Consider the following 24,811-nt stretch of genomic DNA (forward strand, 5'->3'; position numbering starts at 1 on the left):
GACCTCTGGTGATACTTGCGGAATCCGAAATTCTGTGCGCGAATCGCTTCGCGTTCGTTCCGCGCGACGGCCGCGACGGCGCGGCCGCTCGCCGGGAGAAACCGAGTGCGGGGGGTGCCCGCGAGAACGTCCCTTACTCCTCGTCGGCGGCCGCGAACAGTTCGTCCACGGCCTCCTGCGCCGTCAACGCCGCCTCCTCGGCGACCGCCTCCGCGTCGTCGGCGTCGTCGGGCGCGTTGACGTACACGTCCACGTCGAGGACGCCGTCTTCGAACGTCACGGTGACGTCGAAGTCCTTGACGCGGGACTGCTTGAAGCGGGCGAAGATGAGGCCCTCAGCCGCCTCCGCGGCGGTCTCGACCACCTCTTCGTCCGTCGGCTGTGGCATTTACGCGCCGCCGGGGCCCATCGGACCCGCGCCGCCCGCGCCGCCCTGAAGCATCTGCTGGAGCTCTTCCTGCAGGCTCTCGAACTTCTCCTGCACGCGCGTCTCCTGCTTCGTGAGCTGCTCGACGCGGACTTCGAGGCTCTCGACCTTCTCTTCGAGGTCGTCCTTGGCCGACTCGTAGTCGGTCTCGATGAGGAGTTCGCCGACCTCGCGGTACATCTTCGAGTCGCCGTCGATCTCTTCGAGCGTGGTGAGCGCCGTCTGCGCCTCGTTGAGCGCGCTCTCGGAGGACTGCTTCTGCTCGGAGACGTTCTGGGCGGTCTCCTGAAGGTTCTGCAGTTCTTCGAGCTTCTCCTGGGCTTCCGGCGGTAGACTTCCCTGCATACCCGAACCGACGGGACGCCGGCCCTAAAACACCCGCGGTCTCCTACGCGGACTCAAAAAGCGGGCTCCCCGCCGAAGCGACGCGCTCTGCGGTCTCCACGAGGCGTATCCACGAGTTCACGCCCGCGCGGAGCGCGACGAGGTCGCCGGCCTCGACGGTGACGACGACGGTCCGGCCCTCTCGGGCGACGCGCGCGCCGGACCGGGCGTCGTCTATCTCGCCTTCCTCGACGGCGACGCTGCGCTCGACGACGCGCGCGCGCCGCTCGGTAGAATAGTCGAATTCGAGCGAAGCGCTGTGCGCTGGGCGCACGCTACTCGACGGCGACTTCTTTGACGTTGGGCGACCGCTCTTTCAGCAGGACGCGGTGGCCGCAGTACGGACAGCGGACGCCACCGAACTCGTCCAGTTCGACATCGCGCTTGCACCGGGAACACTTGTAGCTCATTGTGAGATGGAAAGCGTCGAGGCTACTTGGGAGTTATTCGTCCTCGCCGGTGAGCGCGGCGCGGATGGAGCGGCGGACCTGCTTGCCGGCGGGGGTCTGCGGGCGGTAGGTGCCGCCGGTGAAGACCTCGCCGGTCTTCTCGTTCTTCCAGACGCCGGTTTCGACGCGAGTGACGTCGTCGCCGTCGACCTTGGAGTTGCGCATCTCTGCTTCGATTTCCTTGACGCGGCGTCGAGCGACGCGGCCGTACCGCGCGCCGAAGCGCCCGGAACTACCGACGGATCGTGCCTTCTTCTCGGCCATAGTACCGCGAACTACCTCGCCGGTATGGATAAACCCTACGAGTCGTCTCGGGACCTGACGGGCCTAGACACGGCTTTGTCGCCGGCGCGCGTACGGGAGGCCATGACACAACACGTAGTGGTGGGTGCCGGTCCCGTCGGACTCGCGGTGATGGAACAGCTCCGGGAGCGCGGGGAGGCCGTGGTCGCGGTGACCCGCCACGAACCCGACTTCCTCCCCGAGGGCGTCGAGAGCCGCCTCGCCGACGTGCTCTACCCCGACCGCGCCGTCGCCGCCTTCGCGGGCGCGGACGTCGTCTACCACTGCGCTCAACCGCCGTACGACGAGTGGCCCGAACTGTTCCCCGACCTCACCCGCGGTGTCGTCGCCGGGGCCGAAGCCGCCGGCGCGCGCCTCGTCGTCGCCGAGAACCTCTACATGTACGGCCCGGTGCAGGTCCGCCTCACCGAGGACCTCCCCTATGCCGCCACCGGCCCGAAGGGGCAGGCCAGAGCCGAGTGCGCCGACATCGTCCTCGACGCTCACGAGGCGGGTCGCATCGAGGCGACTATCGGCCGCGCCAGCGACTTCTTCGGCCCGCGCGTCCGCGAGTCGGCCGTCGGCGAGCAGGTGTTCGGGGCCGCCGTCGCCGGCAAGCGCGCGAAGGTGTTCGGCGACCCGCGGCTCGCCCACACCTACACCTACGTCCCCGACTTCGCCCGGGCGCTCGTCCTCCTCGGCGAGCGCGACGAGGCGCTCGGCGAGGTCTGGCACGTCCCGAACCCCGAGACGGTGTCGACGCGCCGGTTCGTCGACCTCGTCTACGAGGCCGCCGAGGTCGACCCCGGCTTCCCGCACATCATCGCCGCGCCGGGGCTCGCGCTGACTCTCGGCGGCTACCTGAGCGCGCCGCTGAAGGAGCTCGCGGAGATGCGCTACGCCTTCGAGGAGCCGTACGTCGTCCGCGACGCGAAGTTCCGCGAGGCGTTCGGCGACGCCGTCGAACCGACCCCCCTGCGAGACGCCATCGCCGAGACGGTCGCGTGGTACGAGTCACAGGGGGAAGCGGGCGAGACGGAGCCGGTTCGCATCGAGACGGTCCCGGAGGGGGCCGCCGAGTCGGCCTGAGTCGGTCGCCTTCCTCTCGCTCGGCGCTCTCACTCGCTACTCGTCTTGTAACCCGTCTTCGCGCAGCGCCTCGTTCAGGTCGTCGCGGACGCGCTCGCCCGTCTCGCGGTTCATCGCCGTCGTGACGATGCGGTTCTCCTGGACGCTCGACCCGTCGCGGAGCAGGAGTCTGACGTTGCCGTTGTCGTCGGCGCGGGTGACCTTCGCCCGGAGGCCCGTCCGCGACCCGGTGCCGCCGGCGTCGATGGGGCCGGGGATGACCTTCTTGACGTGCGGGTGGCCGGCGACGACGCCGATTGCCCGGCGACCCCGCCGCCCGCCGATGAGCGTGCTGTGGCTCCCGCCCAGTTTCTCCGCGGGCGGGATGTCGACGACTTCGAGCGTCCGCTCCCCGCGGGTGTCGAGGACGCGCTGGACCGGGTCGTCGTCGGAGACGCGGTAGAACTCGTGGTGGAGTTGGGCACGCGTCTCGCGCAACGGAGCGCGCTCGCCCGCGGCGTACACGGTTTCGGGGCGCTTGCGTCGAATCTCGTCGGCGACGAGGCCGGCGAAGTTCCGGAGCTGGACCACCTTCGTCTCGTCGTCCGACTCGGGAACCGTCGTGACCGTCGTCTCGCCGAGCACGTCTTCTTCGTCGAGGAACGTCAGCGTCGCGCGGTCGGCCGCGAAGACGGCCACGACGGCGTCGCAGTTGGCGGTGTTGCAGGTGAGACAGTAGTCTCCCGGCTTCTCTAACGGGTTTCCACACCGCCGACAATGCATATCGACGTGTCGGGCGTGCGCGTACAAAAGGCCGTTTATGCGGTTCGAGGCGGACGCGCCGCGACTCCCGACACACGACTCGTCCGGCGAAACATATTCGTCCCCGTGTCCGAGACTCCACTCCGTATGCGCCGCCGCGCCCTTCTCGCGTCGCTGTCGCCGCTCGCGCTCGCCGGTCTCGTCGGACTGGTCGCGCTCGCGGCCGACCCCGAGACGACCGTCCGTCTCGCCACGCAACTTGGCCAATCGGCGCTCGACACGGGTCGGGGGGTCGCCTCGTATCTCAGCCGGGCCGCGCCGCTTTCGACCGCGCTGTTCGCCGCGCTCGCGTGGGTCGCCGCCGGGAGCTTCCGCGCCTTCGTCGCGCACCGCGACCCCGCGGACACGCGGACGACCGCCGAACACGCGTTCGCGCTCGTCGCCTCGGCGACCGTCCCGCTCGTGGTCGTCTTCGCACGCGACCGGCCGGTCGTCGTCGCCGGCGCGGGCGTCGCACTCCTCGCCGCCGGGGGTGCGGTCTTCGCCGGCCGCTCGGACGACGGGGGCGTCGTCACCGGGTCGCTGTACGCGATGGCACCCGTCGCCCTCGCCGGCGTCGTCGCGTCGCTCGTCGCCGGCCCCGCGGTCGCCCGGACCGCCACGCTGGCGCTCCCGCTGGCCGTCGGCTACGCGCTCGGCGTCGCGGGCGCCCGCGGTCGGTTCCGCCTCGGCGCGACCGTCTCGGCGCTCGCGTTCGCCGTCCCCGCGTGGTCGTACTTCCCGCCGGCCGCGGAGGCCGCCGGCTTCGACCCGGAGTCCGTCGGCCTCGCGGTCGGGTTCGCGGTCGCCGCGACGCTCCTCTCGCTTCCCTTCGCGGCCATCGGCTACGCGACCACGCGCACCGCGGATGCGGAGAGACGGGCGGGACCCAGCCCCGCCGCGAGCGCCGCAGAACAGTAGGTTCGCGTCTCGGTTCGATTGTACGTTCGCGTCTCGGTTCGCTTTTCAGAGGTCGAGCGGTCCGGCCTTCAGGTACTCGCGCATCACGGCCGTCGCGTACGAGCCGTGGGGGAGCGCGAAGTCGAAGACGAGGTCGTCGCCAGCGCCGTCGGCGTCGTCGGCGTCGCCGCTCTCGCGCTCCACGTCGAGGTCGGTGCGGACGAGAATCGCCCGGCGCGTCCCGGTCGACCGGAAGTTACCGGGGAGGTCGAAGTCGCCCGGTTCGAGGTCGAGGTCGTCGAGGACGCCCCGCTCGATGTCGCCCTGTTCGCCCTCGGCGAGTTCGGTGTCGGTGCCGACGAGCGGGGCCGTGACGAACGCGCGGCCGCGCTCGATGTGCCGGCCCATGACCTCGACCCGGCGGCCCGTCGCGGTCTGGAGGCGGCTCACGTCGGGGAGTTCCAGCCCCTCGGGCGCGTCGCGGTCGGCGAAGCAGACCACGTCGCCCTCGACGGGTTCGTCGAACGGGAGGCCGCGGTCGAGGCGCTCCGAGAGCATCCGGTTGAACGCGTAGGACTGCGCGGCGTTGACGAACAGTCGCTGGAGGTTCGACGGGACCGATTCGAGCGCGTTGCGCCAGTCCGCGTCGGTCTCCGCGCCGTCCTCGGCGAGTCGGTGGAGCATCCCCCGCTCGTAGCCGAGGTAGCCCGGAATCGCGTCGAGCGCGCGGTGCCAGTCGGGGTCGGCCGACGCGGCCTCCTCGTCGACGACGGCGCGGCCTTCTTGGGTCTCCTCGGGTTCGTCCTCGGTCGGCCCGCCGCAGTACGCCAACACGGCCTCGCGCCACTCGCCGCGGACGACGTGGAGGCCGACTTTGTGGGTGATGGGGCGGATGCTCCCGAACCGCTGGTGGCCGAAGAAGTTCGGAACGCCGACGCGACCCTCGCGGCCGCCGAACTCGGCGAGGGCGTCGGTGACGGCCGCGGCGTTGTCGGGGTGTTCGGGGTCGCGGACGCGGATACGGAAGCCGTTGCCCGCGAGGTCGCCGAAGTTCAGCGTGCGCCCGAGGCGGCCGACGACTTCGATATCGGCGTTCGGAATGTCGGGCACGTCGGCGGCGTCGCCGCCGTTGACGGTGAACAGCTGAGTCGTCACGGCGTGTTTGTCCTTCGTGCCGGCCCACGAGACGCGCTCTCTGCTCGCGCCGAGTTCGTCCGAGAGCCGCCCCGCGAAGTCGTTGGTGTCCCAGCCGCGGAGGCTGACGCGGAGGACGAGGTTCGGGAAGTCGCCGGTCGGCGCGTCCGGCGGGCGGACGTTCAGCGAGTCGAGTTCGAGTTCGCGCACGCGGAAGTCCTCGGGGGCGACGCGGAGGCGGCCGCCGACGCCGTCGGCGTCGCTCACGTAGCTGTCGATGCCGACCGCGCGCTCAAGCGGGTGTGCCTCGCGCATCAGTACAGCGAGAGGTCGCCGGTCACGCGGTCGATTTCGTCGTCGTCGGCGGGGCCGACGGCGAGCGCCGTCACCGTGCCGGGGTCGAGTTGCGTGTGCCCCGCGTCGCGGATGATGGCGTGGGGGATGCCCGCTCGCTCTGCCTTGTCGGCGAGTTTGAACAGTTCGGACTCGCCGTTGGCCTTGAGGACGACCTTCTTCTGTCCGCCGCCCTTCCAGCGCTTTCGCGTCTGCGAGTCGGTGTCCTCGTAGGCGGACAGCGAGGCGTGGGCGACCTGCGCGGCGAGCTTTCCCCGGCCCATGCCGAGGTCGGCGCGTGCGACGATGGCCTGTTTCATGCCCGCTACTCCCCGCCGACGCGGTAAATGTCCTCCCATCGCGGGCGTCGCGTGCGGGGCAGAAGACATTTCACCAACATCTCCGTGGTTCGACCGATGGCAGGTCCCCGAACGCCCCTCCGCAAGCCGCGCGAGTACTTCGCGTCGCGGCCGCGACCGCTCGATGCCGGGCGGGCGCTCGCCGTCGTCGCGCTCGTGACGCTCGTCGTCGCGGCCGCCACCGGCGGCATCCTCGTCACGTTCACCCAACAGCTCGACCAGCGGGTCACCGTCGACAACCCCGCACACGCCCCCGAGATGATGTGCGAGAACTACGAAGAGGGCGGCCCGTTCGCCGACATGGGCGCCCCCGCGGGCTGTGACCCGTCGGTTCCCGAACAGCTCGACAAGCGCCTCGGCGACCTCGTCTGGGAGGAAATCTCGTGGGTCCCGTGGGCGATGCTCGTCGGCGTGCCGCTGTTCTGGCTGTTCGAGGCGGCGGTTCTCCACCTCGGCACGTCGCTCGTCGGCGGCGAGGGTGGGTTCGCCGAGACGCTGACGGTCGCCGCGTGGGGGATGGTTCCGAGCGCGGCCCGCGCCGTCGCGCTCGCCGGCTACCTCGCCTACGCCCTCCCACGAATCGACCTCCCGTCGACGCCCGACGCCGCGGTCGCCGCGATGCAGTCGGCGCTGTCCGGCTTCGGCCTCGTCAGCGGGGTCGTCGTGGTCGTCACGGTCGCGTGGGCGACGTACGTCAGGACCTACGGGCTGGCCCGCGCCCGCGACCTCGACGTCGAGTCGGCCGCCGTCGTCACCGTCGGCCTGAGCCTCGTCGGCCTCCTGTTCGAACTCCTCTGAGCCGCGCCGAGAAGGTGGATTTACTTGTCCGCGACGCGCTCCCTTCGAGTATGATACTCTCCGACTCGGACATCCTCGCTCGCCTCGCCGAGGGTGACCTCGTGGTCGACCCGATAGACGACGTGGACATGCAGGTCCAGCCCGCGAGCGTCGACCTCCGTCTCGGCACCGAATTCCTGGAGTTCCAGCGCACGAACATCTCCTGTATCCACCCGAACCGCGAGAGCGAGGTCTCCGAGTACGTCCGCGAGACGCACGTCCCGGAGGGCGACGACTTCATCCTCCACCCCGGCGACTTCGTCCTCGGCACGACCAAAGAGCGCGTGGAGATTCCCGCCGACCTGCTGGCGACCGTCGAGGGCCGGTCGTCGCTCGGCCGCCTCGCGGTCGTCATCCACGCCACCGCGGGCATCGTCGACCCCGGCTACGAGGGCCAAATCACGCTCGAACTGTCGAACCTCGGCACCGCGCCCGTCGCGCTCACCCCCGGCATGCGCATCTCTCAACTCGTGTTCACGGAGATGAAATCGCCCGCCGACCGCCCCTACGGGGTCGAACGCGGGTCGAAGTATCAGGGCCAGCGCGGGCCGCAGGCGTCGCGGCTCAGCTCCGACCCCGAGTTCGGTGGCGGCGAATGAAGTTCATCGAAGAAATCGTCGTGGACGCGTTCCTGCCCACGTTCCGCGCGCTCCTCGCGGAGGACCTCCGGGACCGCGGGTTCACCCAGTCGGAGGTCGCCGACGCGCTCGGCATCAGCCAGAGCGCCGTCTCGAAGTACGCCCACGGCGAGGTCAGCACGAACGAGCGGGTCGCCACCGACCCCCGCGTCGTCGACCTCGTCTCCCGCGTCGGCGACGGCCTCGCCACCGGCGACATAACGCCCGTGCAGGCGCTCGTCGAGGCCGAGGTCCTCATCCGCCAACTGGAGGAGGGCGACCTGCTTTCGGACCTCCACGAGGAGGAGATGCCAGAACTCGCCTCCCACGACGGCTTTCGGAGCATCCACGACCCCGAGGGTCGCCTCCGAACCGTCGAGCAGGTCCGCTCGTCGGTCCGCCGCGGCCTCCGCATGCTCACGAACACCTCCGGCTTCGCGGGGCTCATCCCGAACGTCGGCTCCAACCTCGTGGAGTCGCTGCCGGACGCCGACAGCGTGGACGAGGTGGCGGCCATCCCCGGTCGCATCTTCGACGTGAAGGGGCAGGCGACCGTCCCCGGCGAGCCCGAGTTCGGCGTCAGCGGCCACGTCGCCGGCGTCCTGCTTTCGGCCCGCGCCGCCGGAGCCGACGTGAACGCCGCGCTCAACATCGTCTACGACGCGGGCGTCATCGAAGACCTCGAAGCCGCGGGCTACGAGTGCATCGAGTTCGACCCCGACGCGCCGACCGACCCGGTCCGCGAACTCCTCACCGGCCGCGACCTCCCGGAGACGTTCGTCGTCTACCAGAGCGGCGGCTACGGCATCGAACCAATCACGTACGTTCTCGGCCCCGACGCGCCCGCCGTCGCCGACGTGGTCCGCGTCCTGCTCTGAGGCTCCCGTCCCATGACAGCCGAACAGCCCGATTCCCGTTCCCGTTCCCGCTCTCGCTCCCCGTCGTCTGTCGCCCAGTCGTTCTACACCCGCTGGGCGACGCTCTACGACGCGCTCGCCCGCCGCGCGCCCGGCGTCGGGAGCGTCAGAACCGAAGCCGCCGACGCGCTCGCGCTCTCTCCCGGCGAGACGGTCGTCGAGATGGGCTGCGGGACGGGCGCGAACCTCCCGTACCTCGCCGAGCGCGTCGGCCCCGAGGGGACCGTCGTCGGCGTCGATTTCTCCCCCGGCGTCCTCGACGTGGCCCGCGAGCGGACCCGCGAGTACCCGAACGTCCACCTCGTTCGCGCCGACGCGACCCGGCCGCCGGTCGCGCGTGAACTCGCAGAATCGCCGGACGCCGTCCTCGCCACGTTCGTCTCGGGGATGTTCGACGACCCCGCGGCCGTGGTCTCGTCGTGGGCCGACCTCGTCGGACCGGGCGGCCGGCTCTGTCTCGTCGACCTCGCGGAGACGACCGACCCGCGCTGGCGACCGCTCAATCCGGCGTTTCGGGCGCTCGTCCGCGTCACCGCGCCGCCGGGGTCGCGCACGATGCGCGCGTCGCCGACGAAGATGCTGAACCGGCGGCTCGTCGCGGCCCATCGGTCGCTCGAATCGCGGTGTCGAGTGACGCACCAGACGACGCACGCGCTCGGCTTCGCGCGGGTTCGTGCGGGCGCGGTGGAGTAGCAATCGCCGTCGTGCGGTCCGACCGGCCGACAGAAGCGATATGTCGCCCCGCTGTCGACGGGTGGTATGGCCTCGTTCCTCGCGGAGCTTCTCGGCGCGCCCTTCAACGCGTTTCACCTCTTGTTCTTGGGGCTCGTCGGCTACTGGGTGTCTCTCGACGCCGCCGAGCGGGGGAGCAACGCGAGTCTCCTGTGGGCGCTCGGCTGTGTCGTCTTCGAACCGCTCGTCGTCGGGTATCTGCTCTACCGGAGCCGTATCGGCGGGCGGACTGAGCCCGCGGGCGTTCAGGAGCGGCTCGTCGGCAGTTTCGTTATCGGTCACTTCGTCGCGGCGCGGCTCTGGTTCGCATTGCGACTCCTCGACGTAATCGCGTCGGTGGCGTACCCGCCGGTCGTCGAGTTGCAGTACTATCTGGCGTTGCTCGCCGTCGGTGTCGTCCCCGGCTTTCTGCTCGTGTGGAACCGTGGGTGGGCGCGACTCAGGCGAACGCTCGGCTGGGTTCACGAGCAGGAACGCGAGGGAATCTAGTAACGGAAAACGGGTCGGGAGCGACCCAGAACGAGTGTCAGAGGCGTCGGGGGAGCCGACAATCGGACCGTCGGGAGACGGTCAGTCGTCGGCCGGAGCGGGACCGGAGATGCTCACCTCGGGCGCGTCACGGCCGAGTTCGTCGAGACAGGACTGCGCCGCCTGCCGGCCAGAGAGCAACATGGCACCGAACGTCGGGCCCATGCGCGGCAGGTGGTGGGCGGTGGCGACGGCCATGCCGGAGGCGACGACGCCGGGGTGGACGACGCCCGTCGCGTCGACGATGCTGTCTTCGCTCTCGGAGACCCACATCGAGTCGTGGCCGGGCGAGTCGTGGCCGGGCGCGCCGTACTCGCCGTCGGCGGTCTTGTCCATGCCCGTGTTGTGTTCCTTGGCGTGTTCGATGCCGTTCACGTCGAGGACGCCGCGCTCGGAGAGCTTCGAGAGGACGACGGCGTCGTGGCCCGTCGCGTCGAGGACGAGGTCGGACTCGACCGCGATGGGGTCGACGCAGGTGAGTTCGCGCGGGAGCGCGTGGACCGGCGTCCAGTTCATGACGATGCCGCCGACGCGGTCGTCCTCGCGGAGGACGACGTCGGTGAACTCCGTCATGTTCTGAATCTTCGCGCCGGCGTCGCAGGCGGCCTTGATGAGCGCGGAACAGGCGTGCGGGCCGTCGGCGACGTACAGCCCCTCGGCCTCGTCGCTCTCCTCGTAGGGGACGCCGAGCTCGTCGAGGACGCGCTGGGCCGGGTCGCGGACGGTCACCTTGTTCATGAGGAAGCCGCCGAGCCAGAAGCCGCCGCCGAGGTAGTTGTTCTTCTCCACGATGGTCACGTCGACGCCGCGCTCGGCGAGCTCTTTGGCCGCCACGAGCCCGGAGGGCCCGCCGCCCACGACGATGACCTCGGTGTCGGTGCGCTCGCGGAACTCCTCCATCCACGAGTCGGAAATCGCGCGTGTGACCTGTGCTTCTGTCGCGTCGGTGAATCCGTCGAACGACATACCACCTAGTGATACCACCTAGTAGTAAAGTCTGGTGGTCGCGGCCGCGGCGACCTAGATATATCACGGACTATAGTGTATGTTGTACCCATGGCGTACGTAGTCAAGATGCCCAAGCTCGGGTTAGAGATGAAGTCCGGCGAGCTCTCGGCGTGGCTCGTCTCGGAGGGCGACGAGGTCACCGAGGGCGAGCCGATCGCCGAAATCGAGTCGGAGAAGACGACCGCGGAGATTGACGCCAAGGAGGACGGCGTTCTGCGGCGCGTCGTTCTCGCGGAAGGCGAGTCGACAGCGCCCGGCGGCGCGTTGGCTATCGTCGCCGGGGCGGACGAGGACATCTCCGGGTTAGAGGCGGACGCGGGCGTCGGCGAGGGCGGAGACGAACCCGCCGCGACCGACGACTCCGCGGCGGACTCGGGCGCGGCCGAGGCGACCGAGACGGCGGCGGCGACCGGAGGCGACTCGTCGGGCGCGACCTCACACGCCGGCGGGTCGGACGCCTCGTCGGGGAACGGCGAGGTGCGCGCGTCGCCGCGCGCGAAGCGACTCGCGGACGACCTCGGCGTCGACCTCACGACCGTCGAGGGCTCCGGGCCGCAGGGCGCTATCACCGAGAGCGACGTGGAAGCCGCGGCGGAGGCCGAGACGCCCGCCGGCGGCGACGACGCCGGGACCGCCGCCGGGACCGCCGCCGCGGCCGAAAAGCGCGTGTTCGCCCCGCCGAGCGCACGCCGCCTCGCCCGCGAACTCGGCGTCGACATCGGGGCCGTCGAGGGGACGGGACAGAACGGTCGCATCACCGAGTCCGACGTGCGGGCGGCGGGCGGCGCGAGCGCGGCGGCAACCGACTCCGCGGCGACCGCGGGGGCCGAGACGACCGACGCGACCGCCGCGAGCGAGCCGGTCGAGACCGAACGCCCGCTATCCGGGATGCGCCGCACCATCGCCGACCGACTCGGCGAGAGCTACCGCGAGGCGGTCCACGTCACGGTCGACCGCCGCGCCGACGCGGAGGAACTGCTCGCCGCGGCCGACGCCGCCGACGACGCCCTCGACGCGGACGTATCGATAACGGACGTCCTCCTGCTCGTACTTTCGGCGTCACTCGACGAGCACCCCGAGTTCAACGCGACTTTCGAGGACGGTGTCCACCGGCTCCACGGGGAGCACAACATCTGCGTCGCGGTCGACATCGACGAGGGGCTCATCGCGCCGGTCGTCCGCGACGTCGCCTCGCTGTCGCTGGCCGAACTCGCCGAGACCCGCGCCGAGGTCACCCAGCGGGCGCTGTCGGGCGACTTCACGATGGACGACCTCTCGGGGGGCACCTTCACCGTCTCGAACCTCGGCGTCCTCGGCGTCGAGTCGTTCGACCCGATAATCAACCCGCCGCAGGTCGCCATCCTCGGCGTCAACACGATTCGCCGGGAGGCCGTGCCGACCGACGACGGCGACGTGACCGTCCGGCGGGTCATCTCCTTTTCGCTGTCGTTCGACCACCGCATCGTCGACGGGGCGGACGCCGCCCGCATGCTCGGCACGCTCGTCGAACACGTCGAGAACCCGTGGTCGCTCGTCATCGCCGCCGGCGGGCGGTGAAAAAGGCTCACCCGAGCCTGAAGCGCCCGTCGTCGGCCGCCCGTTCGAGGACCGCCTCGACGTCGACCAGTCGCGGGCCGTCGCTCACCGGACGGAGGCGGACGGTCCCGTTTCGCACCTCGTGTTCCCGCTCGCCGTCGACGCTTATGACCCCGCGGTCGACCTCGAACGCGTAGTCCTCGCCGTCGTCGAGGACGCGGTGTTCGGCCACGTCGACCGTCGAGAGGCGTCCGGGGACGGTAATCGCCCTGACCGTCGTGGCCGGGCTGGTCGCCGCGTCCGCCGCATCCGGCGCGTCTGTCCCGTCAGCCCCGTCGCGGGACAGCCGGAAGCCGACGCCGCCGGGGTCGTCAGGTCGGTGCGTGACGAGACCGCCGGCGATGCCCGAAAGCCCGATTTCCGCGGGCGACGACCGCGAGACGACGCCGCCGACGATGTCGCTCGGGTCGAGAATCGCCCGCGTGCCGACGAAGGGGCGGTCGAGGACGCCGACGGTGGCGAGGCCGCGGATGACCGTCGTCTCCTCGGACCGGACGACGTCGACCTCGACGGTCCCGTGGCGCGTCGTCGCCTCCGCCGCGGAGACGGCCCCGCTTCCGACGAGGGCGGCGGCCGCGCCCGCGACCGTGCCGTCGACGGGCGTCGGGACGACGTTGTTCGTCCCCGTCGAGATGCTCACGACCGGCACGTCGCCGATGGTCTGGGCCACGTCTCGCGTCGTGCCGTCGCCGCCGAGGACGACGACGGCGTCGGCGTGGTCCGCGAAGTGGGCCGCGGCCGTTCTGCTGTCCCGACCCGACGCGGTGACCGTCATGTCTACGAACTCGACGCTGACACCGTCGGGCGCGTCGTCGACGATGCGGTCGGCGAGCCCCGTGTTGTCGGGCATGACCAGCACCTCCGCGTCGTCGACGAGCGTCAACCCCGCGAGGACGCAGCCCGCGGTGCGGCGTTTCGCGTAGTTGTTACTGACGCTCGCGCCGCCGGTGAGCCGTCGGATGTCGCGGCCGGCGGCGGGGTTGACGACGAGCCCGATAGTGGTCGTCACTTACACGATGCGGTTGATTGCGGCTTCCACGTCGGAGCCGTGGGGGAGCACCTCCTCTTCGAGCGCGGGGCTGAAGGGGATGTGAACGTCGGCGACGCCAACCCGCTGGATGGGCGCGTCGAGGCTGTAGAACGCGTTCTCCATGACGCGCGTCGCCACCTCGGCGTGGGTCCCGTACGAAAGCGGGCTCTCGTCGGCGATGACGAGGCGGCCGGTCTTCTTGACGCTCTCGACCAGCGTCTCGGTGTCCATCGGGTAGAGCGACCGGAGGTCGACGACCTCGACGCTCGTCTGCCCCGCGAGTTCCTCGGCGAGTTCGAGCGACTCGCCGACCATGCGCTGGGTGGCGACGACGGTCACGTCCTCGCCCTCGCGCTCGACGCTCGCGGTGCCGATCGGGATGGTGAAGTCATCGTCGAGCGGGACCTCGCCCTTCTGTTCGTATATCTGCTTGTTCTCGAAGACGATGACCGGGTCGTCCGACCGGATGGCCGACTTCAACAGGCCCTTGGCGGACGCCGGCGTCGCGGGCGCGACGGCCATCACGCCGGGGAAGTGGGCGAACCACGTGTGAATCGTCCCGGAGTGCTGGCTGGCCGCGCCGCTGCCGCCGCCCTCGGTCGTTCGGACGGTGACGGGCATCTCCGTCTTGCCGCCGAACATGTAGCGGTTCTTCGCCATCTGGTTGATTATCTGTTCGGAGCAGACGCCGATGAAGTCCGAGAACATGATTTCGACGACCGGCCGCGTCCCGGTCGCCGCCGCGCCGACCGCCGCGCCCATGAAGCCGGCCTCGCTGATGGGCGTGTCGCGGACGCGCTCCTCGCCGAACTGCTCGACGAGGTCACCCGTGACCTCGTAGACGCCGCCGAACTTCCCGACGTCCTCGCCCATGACGAACACGTCGTCGTCGCGGTCGAGCTCCTCGCGGAGGGCGAGCCGAATCGCCTCCCGGATGGTCATCTCCTTCGTCTGGTCCGGGCCGGTTCCGCTTTCGGTCTCGGTGCTCATCGGTCCTCACCTCCGTCGGCCCGCATCCCGCTGGAAAAGTCGCTTATCTCCGGGACGGCCGCGTTGAACATGTCCTCGTACGCCTCGCTGGGGTCCGGATACGCCGCCTCTTTCGCCTTTCCGACGGCGTCTTCGATCTGCTGGTCGATTTCGGCTTTCATCTCGTCGAACTCGTCTTCGGTTATCGTTCCCGCCTCTACGAGCCGTCGCTTGAACGTCTCGATGGCGTCGCGGTCCTTCCAGATCGCCACGTCCTCCTCGGTCCGATACGGCTGTTGGTCGCCCTCGAAGTGGCCGTGGTACCGATACGTCTCGGCCTCGATGAACGTCGGCCCCTCGCCGTCGGCGGCCCGCTTGCGCGCCTCCTTGACGGCCTCGTAGACGGCGGTGATGTCCATCCCGTCGACGGTGAAACCGGGGATGTTGTACGCCTCCGCGGTCTCGCTGAGGTTCTGGACGTTGTGCTGTTTCTCGACGGGCGTCGCCTCGCCGTACTGGTTGTTCTCGACGAGGAACACCGCCGGCAGGTTCCACGTCGCCGCGAGGTTGATGGCCTCGTGGACCTGTCCCTGTGCGACCGCGCCGTCGCCGAAGAACGCCAGCGCGACGGTGTCTTCGCCTTTCAGGTGCGAGGTGAGCGCGGCACCCGTCGCCAGCGGCGGCCCCGCGCCGACGATGCCGTTCGCCCCGAGCATCCCCGCGTCGACGTCCGCGATGTGCATCGACCCGCCTTTGCCGTTGCAGTAGCCGTTTGCCTTCCCGAACAGTTCGGCCATCATCAGGTCCGGGTCGAGTCCCTTCGAGATACAGTGGCCGTGACCCCTGTGGGTGCTCGTGATGTAGTCGTCCGATTCGAGGGCCGAACACGCGCCGACCCCGACCGCTTCCTCACCGACGTAGAGGTGGACGAACCCGGGGAGTTCGCCGTCGCTGAATAGGTCGGCCGCCTTCGTGTCGAACGCCCGAATCGTGAGCATCCGGCGAAGCGCCTCGCGCTGTCCATCCTCCGTCTCGATGTCTAGTACCACCATGCGACGTACCAACAAATGCCATAATCTATGATGACTTTTTCTCAACGTGGCAGTTATCGAGTCTGTCTCGCGGATGTGACTGTGCAATCGAATAACATGGGCGTGCCCCGTTTGTGATGGAAATCAAACATGTAGCGGCGGCCGCGCGATGGCGACCCAGTTTGCCGACCGGTTACACCGATGTCGCCTCCCAACTTTTGGTGGTCACGTCCCAACGGACGGCTATGCAAGCACTCCAGGTCGTGGTCGCATGAACATGCTCTACGAAGGCGAGTGGCGGACCGACAAGTTCGTCGCCAACAACGAGGACGGCGAGTTCGAGCGCCAGACGACCGACTTCCGCAACTGGGTCGGCGAGGACGAGCGGTTCCCGGTCGAGGCCGGTCGGTACCACCTCTACATCTGCCGGGCGTGTCCGTGGGCCCACCGCACCGCGATGACGCGCGCGCTGAAGGGCCTCGAAGACGCGGTTTCGCTGTCGCTCGTCGAACCCGTCCGCATCGACGACGGCTGGGAGTTCTCCGAGGACCTCCCGGACCCGCTGTACGGCGAGGAGTTCCTCCGCGATATCTACCTCCGCGCCGACGACGAGTTCACCGGGCGCGTCACCGTCCCCGTGCTGTGGGACAAACGGCGCGAGACCATCGTCAACAACGAGTCCCGCGAAATCATGCGGATGCTCGACGAGGCGTTCGCCCCCCTCGCAGAGCACGACGTGGACCTCAACCCCGACGGCTACGAAGAGGAGGTCGACCGCCTCATCGACGAGATTTACGAGCCGGTCAACAACGGCGTCTACCGCGCCGGGTTCGCAACCACCCAAGAAGCCTACGAGGAGGCCGTCGAGGAGCTGTTCGACGCGCTGGACCACTGGGACGAGGTGCTCGACGACCAGCGGTTCCTCGCGGGCGACGTGCTCACCGAGGCGGACATCGCGATGTTCGCGACGCTCATCCGCTTCGACCACGTCTACCACACGCACTTCAAGTGCAACAAGAGGGCTATCCACGAGTACGATAACCTCTGGAACTACACGAAGGAGTTCTACCAACTCCCCGGCGTCGCAAAGACGGTCAACATGGACCACATCGTCCGGCACTACTTCGTCAGCCACGGCGACATCAACCCCAAGCGCATCTACGGCGTCGGCCCCGACCTCGACTTCGACGCGGAACACGACCGCGACCGCCTCCCGGCGGACCTCCCCGCGGCGCTGACGGCCGACGACTGAGCCGTCTCCGCTCGGTTTTCGCGCTCGTCTCCGCCCCGTCCCCGTTCTCGTCGCCTCCCGCGACACCCTATTCCCGCTTGAAGCGCTATCACTTCACATGGCAAGCCGCGCGGCCCGCGCGCTCCGGCGAGTCGAACCGCCGCCGCGGGCGGTCGACTGGTCCATCTTCGCGCTCGTCGTCTTCGAGGCGCTTTCGGGCGTGCTGAGCCTCGGGGCCGGCCACCCGGCCAACGGCCTCCTGTTCGTCGTCCACGGCGTCGCCGGACTCTCGCTCGTCGTTCTCGTCGGGTTCAAGCTCCACCGCGTCCGCCGCCGCGTCCTCGACTCGCGGCTCCGCGACCGCCACACCGCGCTCTCGGTCGTCCTCGCGGTCGTCGCGCTCGCGGCCCTCGGCACCGGCGTCGCGTGGGTGCTCGGCGTCGAGGTCCGAATCGCGTTCTGGACGCTTCTCAACGTCCACATCGGCTTCGGCCTGCTCGTGGTTCCGATTCTTTTCGTCCACCTTCGGGCGCGCTTCCGCCCGCCCCGCCGGGTCGACTTCGCGGAGCGACGCCGGGCGCTCCAGTACGGCGCGATACTCGTCTTCGGCGCGGCGACCTACCGGGCGACCGAGACGATGGGGGCGCTCCGGGGCGTCGGCCGTTGGTTCACCGGGTCGCGGCCGCTCCCGCCCGGCGAGGGCAACGACGCCTTTCCGGTGACGAGTTGGGTCGCCGACGACCCCGACCCCGTCGACCCCGACTCGTGGTCGCTTTCGGTCGCGGGACTGGTCGACCGCCCGCTCGAACTCGACCGGTCGGACCTCGCGCCCGACGAGACGCGGTCGGCCCTCTTGGACTGCACGAGCGGATGGTACACCGAGCAGAACTGGACCGGCGTCAGACTCGGCGACGCGCTCGATACCGCGGGTTTTCACTCGTCGGCGCGGTGGGTGACGGTCCGGTCGGTGACGGGCTTTCGCTGGTCGTTTCCCATCGCGGAGGCCCGCGAGATGCTGTTGGCGACGCGCGTCGGCGGCGAACCGCTCTCGCACGGCCACGGCGCGCCGCTCCGACTGGTCGCGCCGAACCGCCGCGGGTTCCAGTGGGTCAAGTGGGTCGATACGGTCGAGGTGCGGCGGCGACGCGACCCGGCGCAGTGGTTCGCGGTGCTGGTAAGCGGGTTCAGCTAGCGGCGCTCACCACGGGAGAATCCACAGCACGTCCACGAGGCGGTCTAAAATCGTCTTTTCCCTCTCGTCGTCCTCGTCGGTCTTGTCGTCGGCGTCCGGGCTGTCCGGGCCGCGCGCGTCGCTGGAGGGCATACTCACACCATACTCGTCAACGTACGAATATTTTCTGTGACCGCGCGCGCCGAATCGAGGCCGGTAACGAGCGACGGGCGGCACGGTTCGGTCGGTGACGGAGGTTCGCCGACCGGTACCCATCGCGGTCGCCGGAACGCCGCGGATTCTGTGTGTTCGACCGTCAGGCGTTCGCGGAGGCCTCTGTCGCCGCGTCGCGGGTCGCGGCGCGCCCACCGTGAGACCGCCACGCGACGAGGCCGGCACCGAAAAGCAGGAGGCCGCCGGCGACGAGCAAGAACGGTTCCGCGCCGAGGACGAGTCGCGTCGTCCCGTCGAACGTCTGGACCGTGGTGTAAAGCCCCGGGTCACGGACGTAGTGGGACACGGCCACGAGCGAATAGCCGATTTCGACGCCGCCGACCGCGACTGGGAGGACCGCGGCGTACTTCCATCGGAGTGCGGCCAGCGCCCCGACGACGCCGACGCCCCCGAGCCGCGCCAGCAGGTACTCCTCGTGGTTGAGCCGGCCGCCCCACCCCGTCGTTATCGTCCCGTCGTATCCCGGTGCCACGTGGAGCAGTTCCTGATGGATTCCGACGACGACGGCTCCGAAGCCGGCGACTGCCATAACGACTGCGAGGGTTCGCTGACGGTCCATATCGACACGACACATGTCGCCCAGAAATAGCTTTGCGACCGGTCTGGTCTCGCCCGCTCCTCACTCGTCGCTTCCGCTCCGAATCGCGCGTTCGGCGGCGTCGAGGGCGGCGTCGGCGTCGAAGTCGGCGACGATGGCTTCCAGTTCCTCGCGCGTCGCGCCCGCGTCCCGCAGGTCGCGGGCGTGAGCCGCGACGTTCGGCACGGCGCGCACGATGTTGTCGACGATGGGGACCGTCGCGACCTGCGCCGACCGCGACATCGGGTTGAGGTCGACGACGATTTCGACTTTGTCCATCGCGCCGAGCGCCTCGGCCCGGTCGCCGTCCTCCAGCGGGACGACGACCACGTCGGCGCTCCCGATGCCGTCGGCGTCGACTTTCGCGCGCTCGTGGTCGATGCCCGGAATCCGCCCGTCGGCGGCGAGGCCCTTCACCTCGCTCGCGCCGTGGTCGCGCAGGTGGTCCACGATGGCCCGCATGCGCTCGTCGGTGCGGTTGAACAGGTTCACCTCGATGTCGGCGTCGACGGCCTCGGCGAGGTCGACGATTTCGCCGGGACAGAGCGCCGCGACGTTCCCGTTGACGGAGATGACCGGCTGGTCCGCGAGCAGGAGATGCGCCGCGGCCGCCCGCGCCGCCTCGTCCGCGCTCGGAATCGTCCGCTCGCCGAGGAGGTAGTCGAACGCCTCGCCGCGCCCCTGCGCGATGAGTCCCTGCCGGCTCGTGATACCCTTCTCGACGCCCTCCTCGATGCGGTGGCGGGTGAGAAGCGACTGGTATCTCGGGTGGCTCTCGGGAATCTCGATGTCGCTCATTGGTGGTGGGTCGTCGCCGCGGCAGTAACACGTTTTCTCATCGGGACGGGCGGGGCCCCGAAACGACGCCGACCGTCCAAGAGCCTTCGCGGCCGCCTACTCGCTCAGCAGCGTCGCGCCCGCGGGGTGGACGCGGCAGCGCTCTGGGTCGTAGCCGGCGTCCGACAGCCCCGACCCGACCGCGAACACCGTCTCGCCCAGCATCGCCATCGACCCGTCGCCGCCGGCCGCGCGCACGTCGTCGATGGCGGCTTCGACCCGGTCGGTCAGTAAACCGGCGTCGCGGGCGAACCGCCGCGACTCGGCGACGAAGCGGTCGAGCGTCGGCTCGGCGCGGAGTTCTTCGAGGGCCGTCTCGCCGGCGGCGGTGAGCGCCGTCGTGTCCCCGGACAGCACGTCGGCCGTCGAGAGGCCGCCGAACGCGACGTACTCGATTTCGGGGCGCGCGGGGATGCCGTCCATCCGACCGTGGGCCGGCGCGCCGGGGTCGATCCGAATCGGCATCCCGCCGCGGGCCTGCGCGACCACGTCTCCGAGGCCGGTCCCCGCGCGAACCTCAGCGACGTGGGCGAGCGTGACGAGTTCGTTTTCCGACCGGCCGCAGGAGAAGACCGCGTTCGCCGCGAGCGCCGTCCCGAGCGCCATCGCCCCCGAGACGCCGAAGCCCGCGCCGAGCGGGAGGTCGCTTTCGGCGTCGACGGCGGCCGTCGCGTCGAGCGCCCGAAGCACGTCCGCGACGGGGGGCATCTCGACCGCCTCGCCGTCGAGGCTGACGGTGGTCTCCTGCGCCGGTTCGACCGTCACGGTGACGCCGTGAGAGAGCGTCAGTCCCGCGCCGCGAGAGCCGGCGACCGCCGGGTCGTCGGCGGGGTGGGCGCTGAAAAAGCCCGTGACGTGACCGGGTACGAACGCCGTCGCGTCGTCGCTCATCGGTGGTTCTACGGCGGGGGTCGGTTAACGGTGTTGCGTTTCGTCGCGTCCGAGCCCCACCCGCCTCGTTCGCGGTTCGCGCTCAATCGCGGTCGAACTCCCGCTCTCGCTCCGCCTCGCCTGCCTCGCCCTCGCGCCGGCGTGCCGCGGCTGACTCCCGGGCATCGGTGACCGTCTCGGTCTCCAACAGTCGCTCGACTTTCGCCTCGAACTCATCCTCGGAGAGTTCGCCGGTCGCGTAGCGCCGCCGGAGCGCTTCGAGCGCGTCTTCGGTCTCCGTCGTCGACTCGTCCGCGCCGTCGCCGCGGCGGGACTCGTAGATGCGCGCGAGGGCGAGCGCGGCGGGGAGCACGCCCGCGAAGCCGACCGGGAAGACGACCCAGAACCACGACTCCCCGAGCGCGAGCAGGCCGAAGCCGACCAGAAAGATGAGCGCCACGACGACGCCGGCGACCAACTGTTCGAGCGACGAGTCCTCGTCTCCTTCGGCGTCGTCGTCGACGACGCGCTCCGCGTCGGTCAACGGTTGCCCCCGCGACGACGTGCGTGCATAGTGCTCTAACGTGTCCGAGAGCTAACGACTGTTTCGCAAAAAATGAGGCGCGTCAGTGGGCGTGTCGTCGCTTAAGACGACAGGCGCTGGCGGCCCGGCGTGTCGTCGCTTAAGACGACAGGCGCTGGCGGTCCGACGAGACTCGCGTGCGCCCGTCTCGTTGGCTCGCCACGTCTTCGCCCTACGGCTCAGACGGTGGCGGTCTCGCGGGAACTCGGTCGCGGCAAAGCCGCTCCCGGCTCCCGTGCTCGTGTTGCGCCTTCGTCTACGGACTCAGGCGTTGTCTGTCTCGTGGGAACAGAACAGCTTCCCGGATGTTCTCCAGTCCGAGCATCGTCATGATGAGTCGCTCGCCGCCGAGCCCGAAGCCGGCGTGCGGGGGCATGCCGTACTTGAACATCTTCGTGTAGTACTCGAACGCGTCGGGGTCGAGGCCCTGCTGTTCGAAGCCGGCGACGAGGTGGTCGAAGCGGTGTTCACGCTGGCCGCCCGAGACGAGTTCCATGTTCGGGTGCATCATGTCGAAGCCCGTCGAGAGCGTCTCGTCGTCGTCGTGGTCCTTGATGTAGAACGGCTTGATTTCGCTGGGCCAGTCGGTGATGAAGTAGTGCTCGCCGACGTCCTCGCCGAGCGCCTTCTCGCCCTCGGTGGGGAGGTCGTCGCCCCAGACGAGCTGTTCGTCGAGTTCGCCCGTGGCGTTGATGCGCTGGATGGCCTCCTCGTAGGTGAGCCGCGGGAACTCACCGGACGGCGCTTCGAACTCGTCTTCGAGACCGAGCGCTTCGAGCTCGTCCTGACAGTTCTCCTCGACGGCCTCGTAGGCGGCCGTGACGACGGCCTCACACACGTCCATCGCCTCCGTGTGGTCGATGAAGGCGGATTCGAAGTCGATGGAGGTCGCCTCGTTGAGGTGGCGGGGCGTGTTGTGCTCTTCGGCGCGGAAGATGGGGCCGACCTCGAAGACGCGCTCCAGACCGGAGCCGACCATCAGCTGTTTGAACAGCTGGGGCGACTGGTTCATGAACGCCTCCTTGCCGAAGTACGTGATGGGGAAGAGCTCGGTGCCGCCCTCGGTCCCCGTGGCGACGATTTTCGGCGTGTTGATCTCGGTGGCGCGGAGGTCGCGGAACTGCTCGCGGACGGCGCGCTGGACCTCGGCGCGAATCTCGAAGATGGCCTTGACCTCGTCCTTGCGGAGGTCGAGCGTGCGGTTGTCGAGGCGCGTCGAGAGCTCGGCGTCGACCTTGCCGGAGGGGTCGAGCGGGAGCTGCGCCTCGGCCTCGGCGATGACGTCGAGGCTCTCGGGCGTGACCTCGACGCCCGTCGGCGCGCGCGGCTCTTCGGCGACCTCGCCGGTCACGGAGATGACGCTCTCGCGGTGGACGCCGAGACCCGTCTCGACGAGGTCGTCGTCCATCTCGTCCTTCTCGAACTTGACCTGAATCTTGCCGGAGGTGTCCCGGAGAATCAGAAACGCGATGCCGCCGAGGTCACGGATTTCGTGGACCCAGCCGGCGACGGTGACCGTGTCACCGGGCTCGGCGTCGGCCGTGTACGTTCGGTTTCGCATACGACGTGGTTCCCGACCGTTCGTCTTAAACATCGTGTCTTCGCCTCGCTCTGAGGCGTTCGACCGTCCAGTCTCGCACGCGGCGAGTCGAACGCGAGACACGACTTCCCGTGGCAGTCGGTCCCGCGGTACTTAGTCCGCGGCGCGCGTCACCCCGGTATGGCTCCCGACTCACCGGACGCACCCTCGGAGTCCGACCCGGCACCGACCGCCGCCCGCGCCGCCGACCTCGACTGGTCCGAAAGCGGGCGGGGCGACCGCTTCGCGTTCCGCCGGAAGCGACTCGCGGACCGCGCCGGCGGCCGCGACCTCGGCTGTTCGCTCTACGAAGTCCCGCCCGGCAAGCGGCCGTGGCCGACGCACTACCACGAGGGCAACGAGGAGGCGCTGTACGTGCTCTCGGGGTCGGGGGCGCTCCGGACGCGAGAGGGCGCGGCCGACCTCGACCTCGAACCGGACACCTACGTCGCGCTCCCCGCGGGGGAAGACTACGTCAGGCAAATCGAGAACGACGGCGACGAACCGCTCCGGTACCTCGCGCTCTCGACGATGAACCACCCCGACGTGACGGTCTACCCGGACTCCGACAAAGTCGGCGTGTTCTGCGGCGCGCCGCCGGGCGGCGACAAGAACGCCCGGACGCTCCACGGCTACTACCCGCGAGACGCCGAAGTCGGCTACTGGGACGGCGAACCGACGAGCGAGGAGTGAACCGGATGCGCGTCGGGCTACCGTGACGGTTCCGACGCTGAGGTTTATATGCGAATCCGCGGCCACCTCGACTCGGACATGGACGTTTCAGACCTCGAAGCCGCGTTCGCACTCCCGCTCGCCGAAGACACCTCGCTCGATACGGCCGTCATCGGCGTCCTCTCGACGCTCGCGTCGGTCGCCACGCCGCTCGCGGGTATTCTGCTCGCGGGCTACGTCGTCCGCCTCGTTCGCGCCGGCGACCGCGAGGCGACCGCGCTCCCGTCGTTCGACGACCTCACCGGCATGGCCGTCGACGGCGCTCGTCTCTCGGGCGCGCTCGTCGCGCTCCAACTCCCCGCGCTCGCCCTCGCGACCGCCGCCCTTCCGGGGCCGGGGCCGTCGATTGCGATGCTCTCGTACGCGACCCACCCGGAGATGCTCGGGCTTCTCGGCCTCACCGCGCTCGACACCGCCGGACTCGTCGCGGCCGGCCTCGCCTCGCTGGCGGGGTCGTATCTCTCGCTCGTGGCGACGGTCGCCCTCGCCCGCGAGGGGTCGCTCGCCGCATCGGTGCCCGCGGTGCGCGACCTCGCGTTCGACCGCTCGTTCGTCCGCGTCGCCTCGGCCGTCGCGCTCGTCGTCTTCGTCGCCCGTCTGCTCGTCTTCCTCTGTGCTTCGGTGCCGGTCGCCGGGACCGTCCTCGCCGCGCTCGCGTCGTTCCTCTTTCTCGTCGTGTCGGCGACGCTCCTCGGCCGCGGCGCCCCGGCTGTAACGGCTCGCCGCGTCGACGCGACTCGCGATTCGCACGCCGACGGCGTGAACGCGGAGTCGGCGGAGTCGCTGAAGTCGGCGTAGAAACAGAAACCGCGCCCGTGGGGATTACTCGGCGACGAGTTCGGCCGTCGCGTCCTTCGCGCCTTCGACCGTCTCGCGCACCGCGTCGACGCCCTCGTCGTGCAGGAGGTTGCCGACGACGACCGCGTCAGCGTGCTGGCCCATCTCGTAGGCCGTCTCGTAGTCGTGGATGCCGCCGCCGTAGAACAGCGTCGCCTCGTCGAGCGCGTCGTGCGCCGCGCCGACCTTCTCGGGGTCGCCGTAGGTGCCCGAATACTCGACGTAGATGATTTTCTGCCCGAACATCTTCTCGGCGACGCGGGCGAACGAGGCCACGTCCTCCGCGGACTGGTCGGTGTCGGCGTCGGTGTACTCGGCGACCGACGACTCGGGGTTCAACACGATGTACGCCTCGGTGTGGGTGCGGTCCCAGTCCAGGCCGTCTTCGATGCGGACCCACTCCTTGTGCGCGCCGGTGATCCAAAACGAGTCGCTCGCGTTGAACACCGTCGGGATGAGATAGCCGTCCAGCGCGTCGTCGTCGATGACGACGCCGGGGTTCGACGGCTCCTGGTAGATTGGCACGTCGTACTTCGCGGTCGCCTCGATGACGCGCTCCATCTTCTCTTCTGTGATGTCGAGCGTCCCGCCGATTTCGAGGGCGTCGGTGCCCGTCTCACACACGTCTTCGAACGTCTCGCCGTCGGCGAGGTCCTTGTCCGGGTCGATTTTGGTGATATGATCCCAGTCTTCCCACGGATAGCTCATTGGTCGCTCTATGCTTGAGGGGGCGTAAAAAGCGTGCGGATGGACTGGAC

General features: G+C 69.6%; 31 protein-coding genes. 12 read left to right on the forward strand and 19 right to left on the reverse strand.

Annotated features, from left to right (window positions below; translation table 11 throughout):
- Nucleotides 1-133: 133 nt before the first annotated feature.
- Genes NDI65_RS12715 through NDI65_RS12735 form a run of 5 tightly spaced genes read right to left on the reverse strand, consistent with a single transcriptional unit; the run spans nucleotide 134 to nucleotide 1,524 of the window.
- On the reverse strand, nucleotides 134-388 hold the full coding sequence (locus tag NDI65_RS12715) for a DUF3194 domain-containing protein (RefSeq protein WP_004970217.1): 255 nt from the start codon (nucleotides 386-388) through the stop codon (nucleotides 134-136).
- A complete protein-coding gene (locus tag NDI65_RS12720) occupies nucleotides 389-772 on the reverse strand; it encodes a prefoldin subunit beta (RefSeq protein ID WP_008577429.1) in 384 nt (127 codons plus the stop codon). It lies immediately after the preceding gene.
- Between the two features lie 43 nt (nucleotides 773-815).
- On the reverse strand, nucleotides 816-1,085 hold the full coding sequence (locus NDI65_RS12725; protein ID WP_089779153.1) for a KEOPS complex subunit Pcc1: 270 nt from the start codon (nucleotides 1,083-1,085) through the stop codon (nucleotides 816-818).
- Between the two features lies 1 nt (nucleotide 1,086).
- Nucleotides 1,087-1,221, reverse strand: a complete 135-nt coding sequence (locus NDI65_RS12730) for a DNA-directed RNA polymerase subunit P (protein ID WP_004044283.1) — start codon at nucleotides 1,219-1,221, stop codon at nucleotides 1,087-1,089.
- 33 nt (nucleotides 1,222-1,254) lie between these two features.
- Nucleotides 1,255-1,524: a 50S ribosomal protein L37ae gene (locus NDI65_RS12735; protein WP_089779151.1), complete on the reverse strand. Its 270-nt coding sequence runs from the start codon at nucleotides 1,522-1,524 to the stop codon at nucleotides 1,255-1,257.
- Between the two features lie 102 nt (nucleotides 1,525-1,626).
- On the opposite strand from NDI65_RS12735, the gene NDI65_RS12740 reads away from it, so the two are divergent.
- On the forward strand, nucleotides 1,627-2,631 hold the full coding sequence (locus tag NDI65_RS12740; RefSeq protein ID WP_089779149.1) for an NAD-dependent epimerase/dehydratase family protein: 1,005 nt from the start codon (nucleotides 1,627-1,629) through the stop codon (nucleotides 2,629-2,631).
- A 36-nt stretch (nucleotides 2,632-2,667) separates the two neighbouring features.
- Here NDI65_RS12740 and NDI65_RS12745 read toward each other — a convergent pair whose 3' ends face one another.
- Nucleotides 2,668-3,393: a DUF2103 domain-containing protein gene (locus tag NDI65_RS12745; protein WP_089779931.1), complete on the reverse strand. Its 726-nt coding sequence runs from the start codon at nucleotides 3,391-3,393 to the stop codon at nucleotides 2,668-2,670.
- 126 nt (nucleotides 3,394-3,519) lie between these two features.
- Here NDI65_RS12745 and NDI65_RS12750 point away from each other — a divergent pair, with 126 nt between their 5' ends.
- Nucleotides 3,520-4,332 (forward strand): hypothetical protein, encoded by an 813-nt coding sequence (locus NDI65_RS12750; RefSeq protein WP_310893713.1) that lies wholly within the window; start codon nucleotides 3,520-3,522, stop codon nucleotides 4,330-4,332.
- A gap of 45 nt (nucleotides 4,333-4,377) precedes the next feature.
- On the opposite strand, the gene truD is transcribed toward NDI65_RS12750, so the two are convergent.
- Both truD and pth2 read right to left on the reverse strand, forming a co-directional pair.
- Nucleotides 4,378-5,760: a tRNA pseudouridine(13) synthase TruD gene (gene truD, locus NDI65_RS12755; protein WP_089779145.1), complete on the reverse strand. Its 1,383-nt coding sequence runs from the start codon at nucleotides 5,758-5,760 to the stop codon at nucleotides 4,378-4,380.
- On the reverse strand, nucleotides 5,760-6,098 hold the full coding sequence (gene pth2 / locus NDI65_RS12760; RefSeq protein ID WP_007275742.1) for a peptidyl-tRNA hydrolase Pth2: 339 nt from the start codon (nucleotides 6,096-6,098) through the stop codon (nucleotides 5,760-5,762). The genes truD and pth2 overlap by 1 nt, the downstream gene beginning before the upstream one ends.
- Before the next feature lie 96 nt (nucleotides 6,099-6,194).
- Between pth2 and NDI65_RS12765 the strand changes: the two genes are divergently transcribed.
- From NDI65_RS12765 to NDI65_RS12785, 5 genes are all read left to right on the forward strand, one after another.
- Nucleotides 6,195-6,935 carry a Yip1 family protein gene (locus tag NDI65_RS12765; protein ID WP_089779142.1) on the forward strand — a complete coding sequence of 247 codons (741 nt, stop codon included), beginning with the start codon at nucleotides 6,195-6,197 and terminating at the stop codon, nucleotides 6,933-6,935.
- Nucleotides 6,936-6,985: 50 nt separating this feature from the next.
- Nucleotides 6,986-7,573, forward strand: coding sequence for a dCTP deaminase (dcd, locus tag NDI65_RS12770; protein ID WP_089779141.1), 588 nt, complete (start codon nucleotides 6,986-6,988; stop codon nucleotides 7,571-7,573).
- On the forward strand, nucleotides 7,570-8,469 hold the full coding sequence (locus tag NDI65_RS12775; RefSeq protein ID WP_089779139.1) for a thiamine-phosphate synthase family protein: 900 nt from the start codon (nucleotides 7,570-7,572) through the stop codon (nucleotides 8,467-8,469). The genes dcd and NDI65_RS12775 overlap by 4 nt, the downstream gene beginning before the upstream one ends.
- 12 nt (nucleotides 8,470-8,481) lie before the next feature.
- Nucleotides 8,482-9,201, forward strand: a complete 720-nt coding sequence (locus NDI65_RS12780) for a methyltransferase domain-containing protein (protein ID WP_310893714.1) — start codon at nucleotides 8,482-8,484, stop codon at nucleotides 9,199-9,201.
- 66 nt (nucleotides 9,202-9,267) lie between these two features.
- Nucleotides 9,268-9,729, forward strand: a complete 462-nt coding sequence (locus tag NDI65_RS12785; RefSeq protein WP_007275738.1) for a hypothetical protein — start codon at nucleotides 9,268-9,270, stop codon at nucleotides 9,727-9,729.
- Between the two features lie 81 nt (nucleotides 9,730-9,810).
- Here NDI65_RS12785 and NDI65_RS12790 read toward each other — a convergent pair whose 3' ends face one another.
- A complete protein-coding gene (locus NDI65_RS12790) occupies nucleotides 9,811-10,734 on the reverse strand; it encodes a sulfide-dependent adenosine diphosphate thiazole synthase (RefSeq protein ID WP_004065032.1) in 924 nt (307 codons plus the stop codon).
- Between the two features lie 90 nt (nucleotides 10,735-10,824).
- Between NDI65_RS12790 and NDI65_RS12795 the strand changes: the two genes are divergently transcribed.
- Entirely contained in the window at nucleotides 10,825-12,333 is a 1,509-nt protein-coding gene (locus NDI65_RS12795; protein ID WP_310893715.1) for a 2-oxo acid dehydrogenase subunit E2, read from the forward strand.
- 7 nt (nucleotides 12,334-12,340) lie between these two features.
- On the opposite strand, the gene NDI65_RS12800 is transcribed toward NDI65_RS12795, so the two are convergent.
- The 3 genes from NDI65_RS12800 to NDI65_RS12810 are packed head-to-tail and all read right to left on the reverse strand — an operon-like array spanning nucleotide 12,341 to nucleotide 15,423.
- On the reverse strand, nucleotides 12,341-13,381 hold the full coding sequence (locus tag NDI65_RS12800) for an NAD(+)/NADH kinase (RefSeq protein ID WP_089779133.1): 1,041 nt from the start codon (nucleotides 13,379-13,381) through the stop codon (nucleotides 12,341-12,343).
- The gene (locus tag NDI65_RS12805; RefSeq protein WP_089779131.1) at nucleotides 13,382-14,392 is read right to left on the reverse strand and encodes an alpha-ketoacid dehydrogenase subunit beta; all 1,011 of its coding nucleotides are present in this window, start codon (nucleotides 14,390-14,392) and stop codon (nucleotides 13,382-13,384) included.
- Entirely contained in the window at nucleotides 14,389-15,423 is a 1,035-nt protein-coding gene (locus tag NDI65_RS12810) for a thiamine pyrophosphate-dependent dehydrogenase E1 component subunit alpha (protein ID WP_089779130.1), read from the reverse strand. Before NDI65_RS12810 ends, NDI65_RS12805 begins: the two co-directional genes overlap by 4 nt.
- A 250-nt stretch (nucleotides 15,424-15,673) precedes the next feature.
- Between NDI65_RS12810 and NDI65_RS12815 the strand changes: the two genes are divergently transcribed.
- Together NDI65_RS12815 and NDI65_RS12820 are read left to right on the forward strand one after the other, a co-directional pair.
- On the forward strand, nucleotides 15,674-16,654 hold the full coding sequence (locus tag NDI65_RS12815; protein WP_310893716.1) for a glutathione S-transferase family protein: 981 nt from the start codon (nucleotides 15,674-15,676) through the stop codon (nucleotides 16,652-16,654).
- A 97-nt stretch (nucleotides 16,655-16,751) separates the two neighbouring features.
- Nucleotides 16,752-17,825, forward strand: a complete 1,074-nt coding sequence (locus NDI65_RS12820; RefSeq protein ID WP_089779126.1) for a molybdopterin-dependent oxidoreductase — start codon at nucleotides 16,752-16,754, stop codon at nucleotides 17,823-17,825.
- Nucleotides 17,826-17,831: 6 nt separating this feature from the next.
- Here NDI65_RS12820 and NDI65_RS12825 read toward each other — a convergent pair whose 3' ends face one another.
- The 6 genes from NDI65_RS12825 to aspS form a co-directional block, all read right to left on the reverse strand.
- Nucleotides 17,832-17,957 (reverse strand): hypothetical protein, encoded by a 126-nt coding sequence (locus NDI65_RS12825; protein WP_264371808.1) that lies wholly within the window; start codon nucleotides 17,955-17,957, stop codon nucleotides 17,832-17,834.
- 163 nt (nucleotides 17,958-18,120) lie between these two features.
- Complete coding sequence (locus tag NDI65_RS12830; protein ID WP_089779124.1) at nucleotides 18,121-18,597, reverse strand: hypothetical protein; 477 nt, start codon at nucleotides 18,595-18,597, stop codon at nucleotides 18,121-18,123.
- A gap of 60 nt (nucleotides 18,598-18,657) precedes the next feature.
- Nucleotides 18,658-19,413: a 4-phosphopantoate--beta-alanine ligase gene (locus tag NDI65_RS12835; protein WP_089779123.1), complete on the reverse strand. Its 756-nt coding sequence runs from the start codon at nucleotides 19,411-19,413 to the stop codon at nucleotides 18,658-18,660.
- A gap of 96 nt (nucleotides 19,414-19,509) precedes the next feature.
- Nucleotides 19,510-20,343 carry a pantoate kinase gene (locus tag NDI65_RS12840; RefSeq protein WP_089779121.1) on the reverse strand — a complete coding sequence of 278 codons (834 nt, stop codon included), beginning with the start codon at nucleotides 20,341-20,343 and terminating at the stop codon, nucleotides 19,510-19,512.
- Between the two features lie 82 nt (nucleotides 20,344-20,425).
- The gene (locus NDI65_RS12845) at nucleotides 20,426-20,866 is read right to left on the reverse strand and encodes an SHOCT domain-containing protein (RefSeq protein WP_089779119.1); all 441 of its coding nucleotides are present in this window, start codon (nucleotides 20,864-20,866) and stop codon (nucleotides 20,426-20,428) included.
- 295 nt (nucleotides 20,867-21,161) lie between these two features.
- Entirely contained in the window at nucleotides 21,162-22,466 is a 1,305-nt protein-coding gene (aspS, locus tag NDI65_RS12850; protein ID WP_004970163.1) for an aspartate--tRNA(Asn) ligase, read from the reverse strand.
- A gap of 159 nt (nucleotides 22,467-22,625) precedes the next feature.
- On the opposite strand from aspS, the gene NDI65_RS12855 reads away from it, so the two are divergent.
- Both NDI65_RS12855 and NDI65_RS12860 read left to right on the forward strand, forming a co-directional pair.
- Nucleotides 22,626-23,177: a cupin domain-containing protein gene (locus NDI65_RS12855; protein WP_089779117.1), complete on the forward strand. Its 552-nt coding sequence runs from the start codon at nucleotides 22,626-22,628 to the stop codon at nucleotides 23,175-23,177.
- Between the two features lie 78 nt (nucleotides 23,178-23,255).
- Entirely contained in the window at nucleotides 23,256-24,014 is a 759-nt protein-coding gene (locus tag NDI65_RS12860) for a DUF4013 domain-containing protein (protein WP_089779929.1), read from the forward strand.
- Between the two features lie 24 nt (nucleotides 24,015-24,038).
- Here the strand turns inward: NDI65_RS12860 and NDI65_RS12865 are convergent, their stop codons facing one another.
- Complete coding sequence (locus NDI65_RS12865; RefSeq protein WP_310893717.1) at nucleotides 24,039-24,761, reverse strand: phosphoglycerol geranylgeranyltransferase; 723 nt, start codon at nucleotides 24,759-24,761, stop codon at nucleotides 24,039-24,041.
- Nucleotides 24,762-24,811 lie beyond the last annotated feature (50 nt).

The organism is Haloferax sp. S2CR25 (assembly GCF_031624535.1).
Classification (GTDB): Archaea; Halobacteriota; Halobacteria; order Halobacteriales; family Haloferacaceae; genus Haloferax; species Haloferax massiliensis.

What these genes read in the sequence shown, in the direction of transcription:
- NDI65_RS12715 (WP_004970217.1), bottom strand. Translation starts at nt 388, where the DNA reads ATGCCACAGCCGACGGACGAAGAGGTGGTCGAGACCGCCGCGGAGGCG.
- NDI65_RS12720 (WP_008577429.1), bottom strand. Translation starts at nt 772, where the DNA reads ATGCAGGGAAGTCTACCGCCGGAAGCCCAGGAGAAGCTCGAAGAACTG.
- NDI65_RS12730 (WP_004044283.1), bottom strand. Translation starts at nt 1,221, where the DNA reads ATGAGCTACAAGTGTTCCCGGTGCAAGCGCGATGTCGAACTGGACGAG.
- NDI65_RS12735 (WP_089779151.1), bottom strand. Translation starts at nt 1,524, where the DNA reads ATGGCCGAGAAGAAGGCACGATCCGTCGGTAGTTCCGGGCGCTTCGGC.
- NDI65_RS12740 (WP_089779149.1), top strand. Translation starts at nt 1,627, where the DNA reads ATGACACAACACGTAGTGGTGGGTGCCGGTCCCGTCGGACTCGCGGTG.
- NDI65_RS12745 (WP_089779931.1), bottom strand. Translation starts at nt 3,393, where the DNA reads ATGCATTGTCGGCGGTGTGGAAACCCGTTAGAGAAGCCGGGAGACTAC.
- NDI65_RS12750 (WP_310893713.1), top strand. Translation starts at nt 3,520, where the DNA reads ATGCGCCGCCGCGCCCTTCTCGCGTCGCTGTCGCCGCTCGCGCTCGCC.
- truD (WP_089779145.1), bottom strand. Translation starts at nt 5,760, where the DNA reads ATGCGCGAGGCACACCCGCTTGAGCGCGCGGTCGGCATCGACAGCTAC.
- pth2 (WP_007275742.1), bottom strand. Translation starts at nt 6,098, where the DNA reads ATGAAACAGGCCATCGTCGCACGCGCCGACCTCGGCATGGGCCGGGGA.
- NDI65_RS12765 (WP_089779142.1), top strand. Translation starts at nt 6,195, where the DNA reads ATGGCAGGTCCCCGAACGCCCCTCCGCAAGCCGCGCGAGTACTTCGCG.
- dcd (WP_089779141.1), top strand. Translation starts at nt 6,986, where the DNA reads ATGATACTCTCCGACTCGGACATCCTCGCTCGCCTCGCCGAGGGTGAC.
- NDI65_RS12775 (WP_089779139.1), top strand. Translation starts at nt 7,570, where the DNA reads ATGAAGTTCATCGAAGAAATCGTCGTGGACGCGTTCCTGCCCACGTTC.
- NDI65_RS12780 (WP_310893714.1), top strand. Translation starts at nt 8,482, where the DNA reads ATGACAGCCGAACAGCCCGATTCCCGTTCCCGTTCCCGCTCTCGCTCC.
- NDI65_RS12785 (WP_007275738.1), top strand. Translation starts at nt 9,268, where the DNA reads ATGGCCTCGTTCCTCGCGGAGCTTCTCGGCGCGCCCTTCAACGCGTTT.
- NDI65_RS12790 (WP_004065032.1), bottom strand. Translation starts at nt 10,734, where the DNA reads ATGTCGTTCGACGGATTCACCGACGCGACAGAAGCACAGGTCACACGC.
- NDI65_RS12795 (WP_310893715.1), top strand. Translation starts at nt 10,825, where the DNA reads ATGGCGTACGTAGTCAAGATGCCCAAGCTCGGGTTAGAGATGAAGTCC.
- NDI65_RS12805 (WP_089779131.1), bottom strand. Translation starts at nt 14,392, where the DNA reads ATGAGCACCGAGACCGAAAGCGGAACCGGCCCGGACCAGACGAAGGAG.
- NDI65_RS12810 (WP_089779130.1), bottom strand. Translation starts at nt 15,423, where the DNA reads ATGGTGGTACTAGACATCGAGACGGAGGATGGACAGCGCGAGGCGCTT.
- NDI65_RS12815 (WP_310893716.1), top strand. Translation starts at nt 15,674, where the DNA reads ATGAACATGCTCTACGAAGGCGAGTGGCGGACCGACAAGTTCGTCGCC.
- NDI65_RS12820 (WP_089779126.1), top strand. Translation starts at nt 16,752, where the DNA reads ATGGCAAGCCGCGCGGCCCGCGCGCTCCGGCGAGTCGAACCGCCGCCG.
- NDI65_RS12825 (WP_264371808.1), bottom strand. Translation starts at nt 17,957, where the DNA reads ATGCCCTCCAGCGACGCGCGCGGCCCGGACAGCCCGGACGCCGACGAC.
- NDI65_RS12830 (WP_089779124.1), bottom strand. Translation starts at nt 18,597, where the DNA reads ATGGACCGTCAGCGAACCCTCGCAGTCGTTATGGCAGTCGCCGGCTTC.
- NDI65_RS12835 (WP_089779123.1), bottom strand. Translation starts at nt 19,413, where the DNA reads ATGAGCGACATCGAGATTCCCGAGAGCCACCCGAGATACCAGTCGCTT.
- NDI65_RS12840 (WP_089779121.1), bottom strand. Translation starts at nt 20,343, where the DNA reads ATGAGCGACGACGCGACGGCGTTCGTACCCGGTCACGTCACGGGCTTT.
- aspS (WP_004970163.1), bottom strand. Translation starts at nt 22,466, where the DNA reads ATGCGAAACCGAACGTACACGGCCGACGCCGAGCCCGGTGACACGGTC.
- NDI65_RS12855 (WP_089779117.1), top strand. Translation starts at nt 22,626, where the DNA reads ATGGCTCCCGACTCACCGGACGCACCCTCGGAGTCCGACCCGGCACCG.
- NDI65_RS12860 (WP_089779929.1), top strand. Translation starts at nt 23,256, where the DNA reads ATGGACGTTTCAGACCTCGAAGCCGCGTTCGCACTCCCGCTCGCCGAA.
- NDI65_RS12865 (WP_310893717.1), bottom strand. Translation starts at nt 24,761, where the DNA reads ATGAGCTATCCGTGGGAAGACTGGGATCATATCACCAAAATCGACCCG.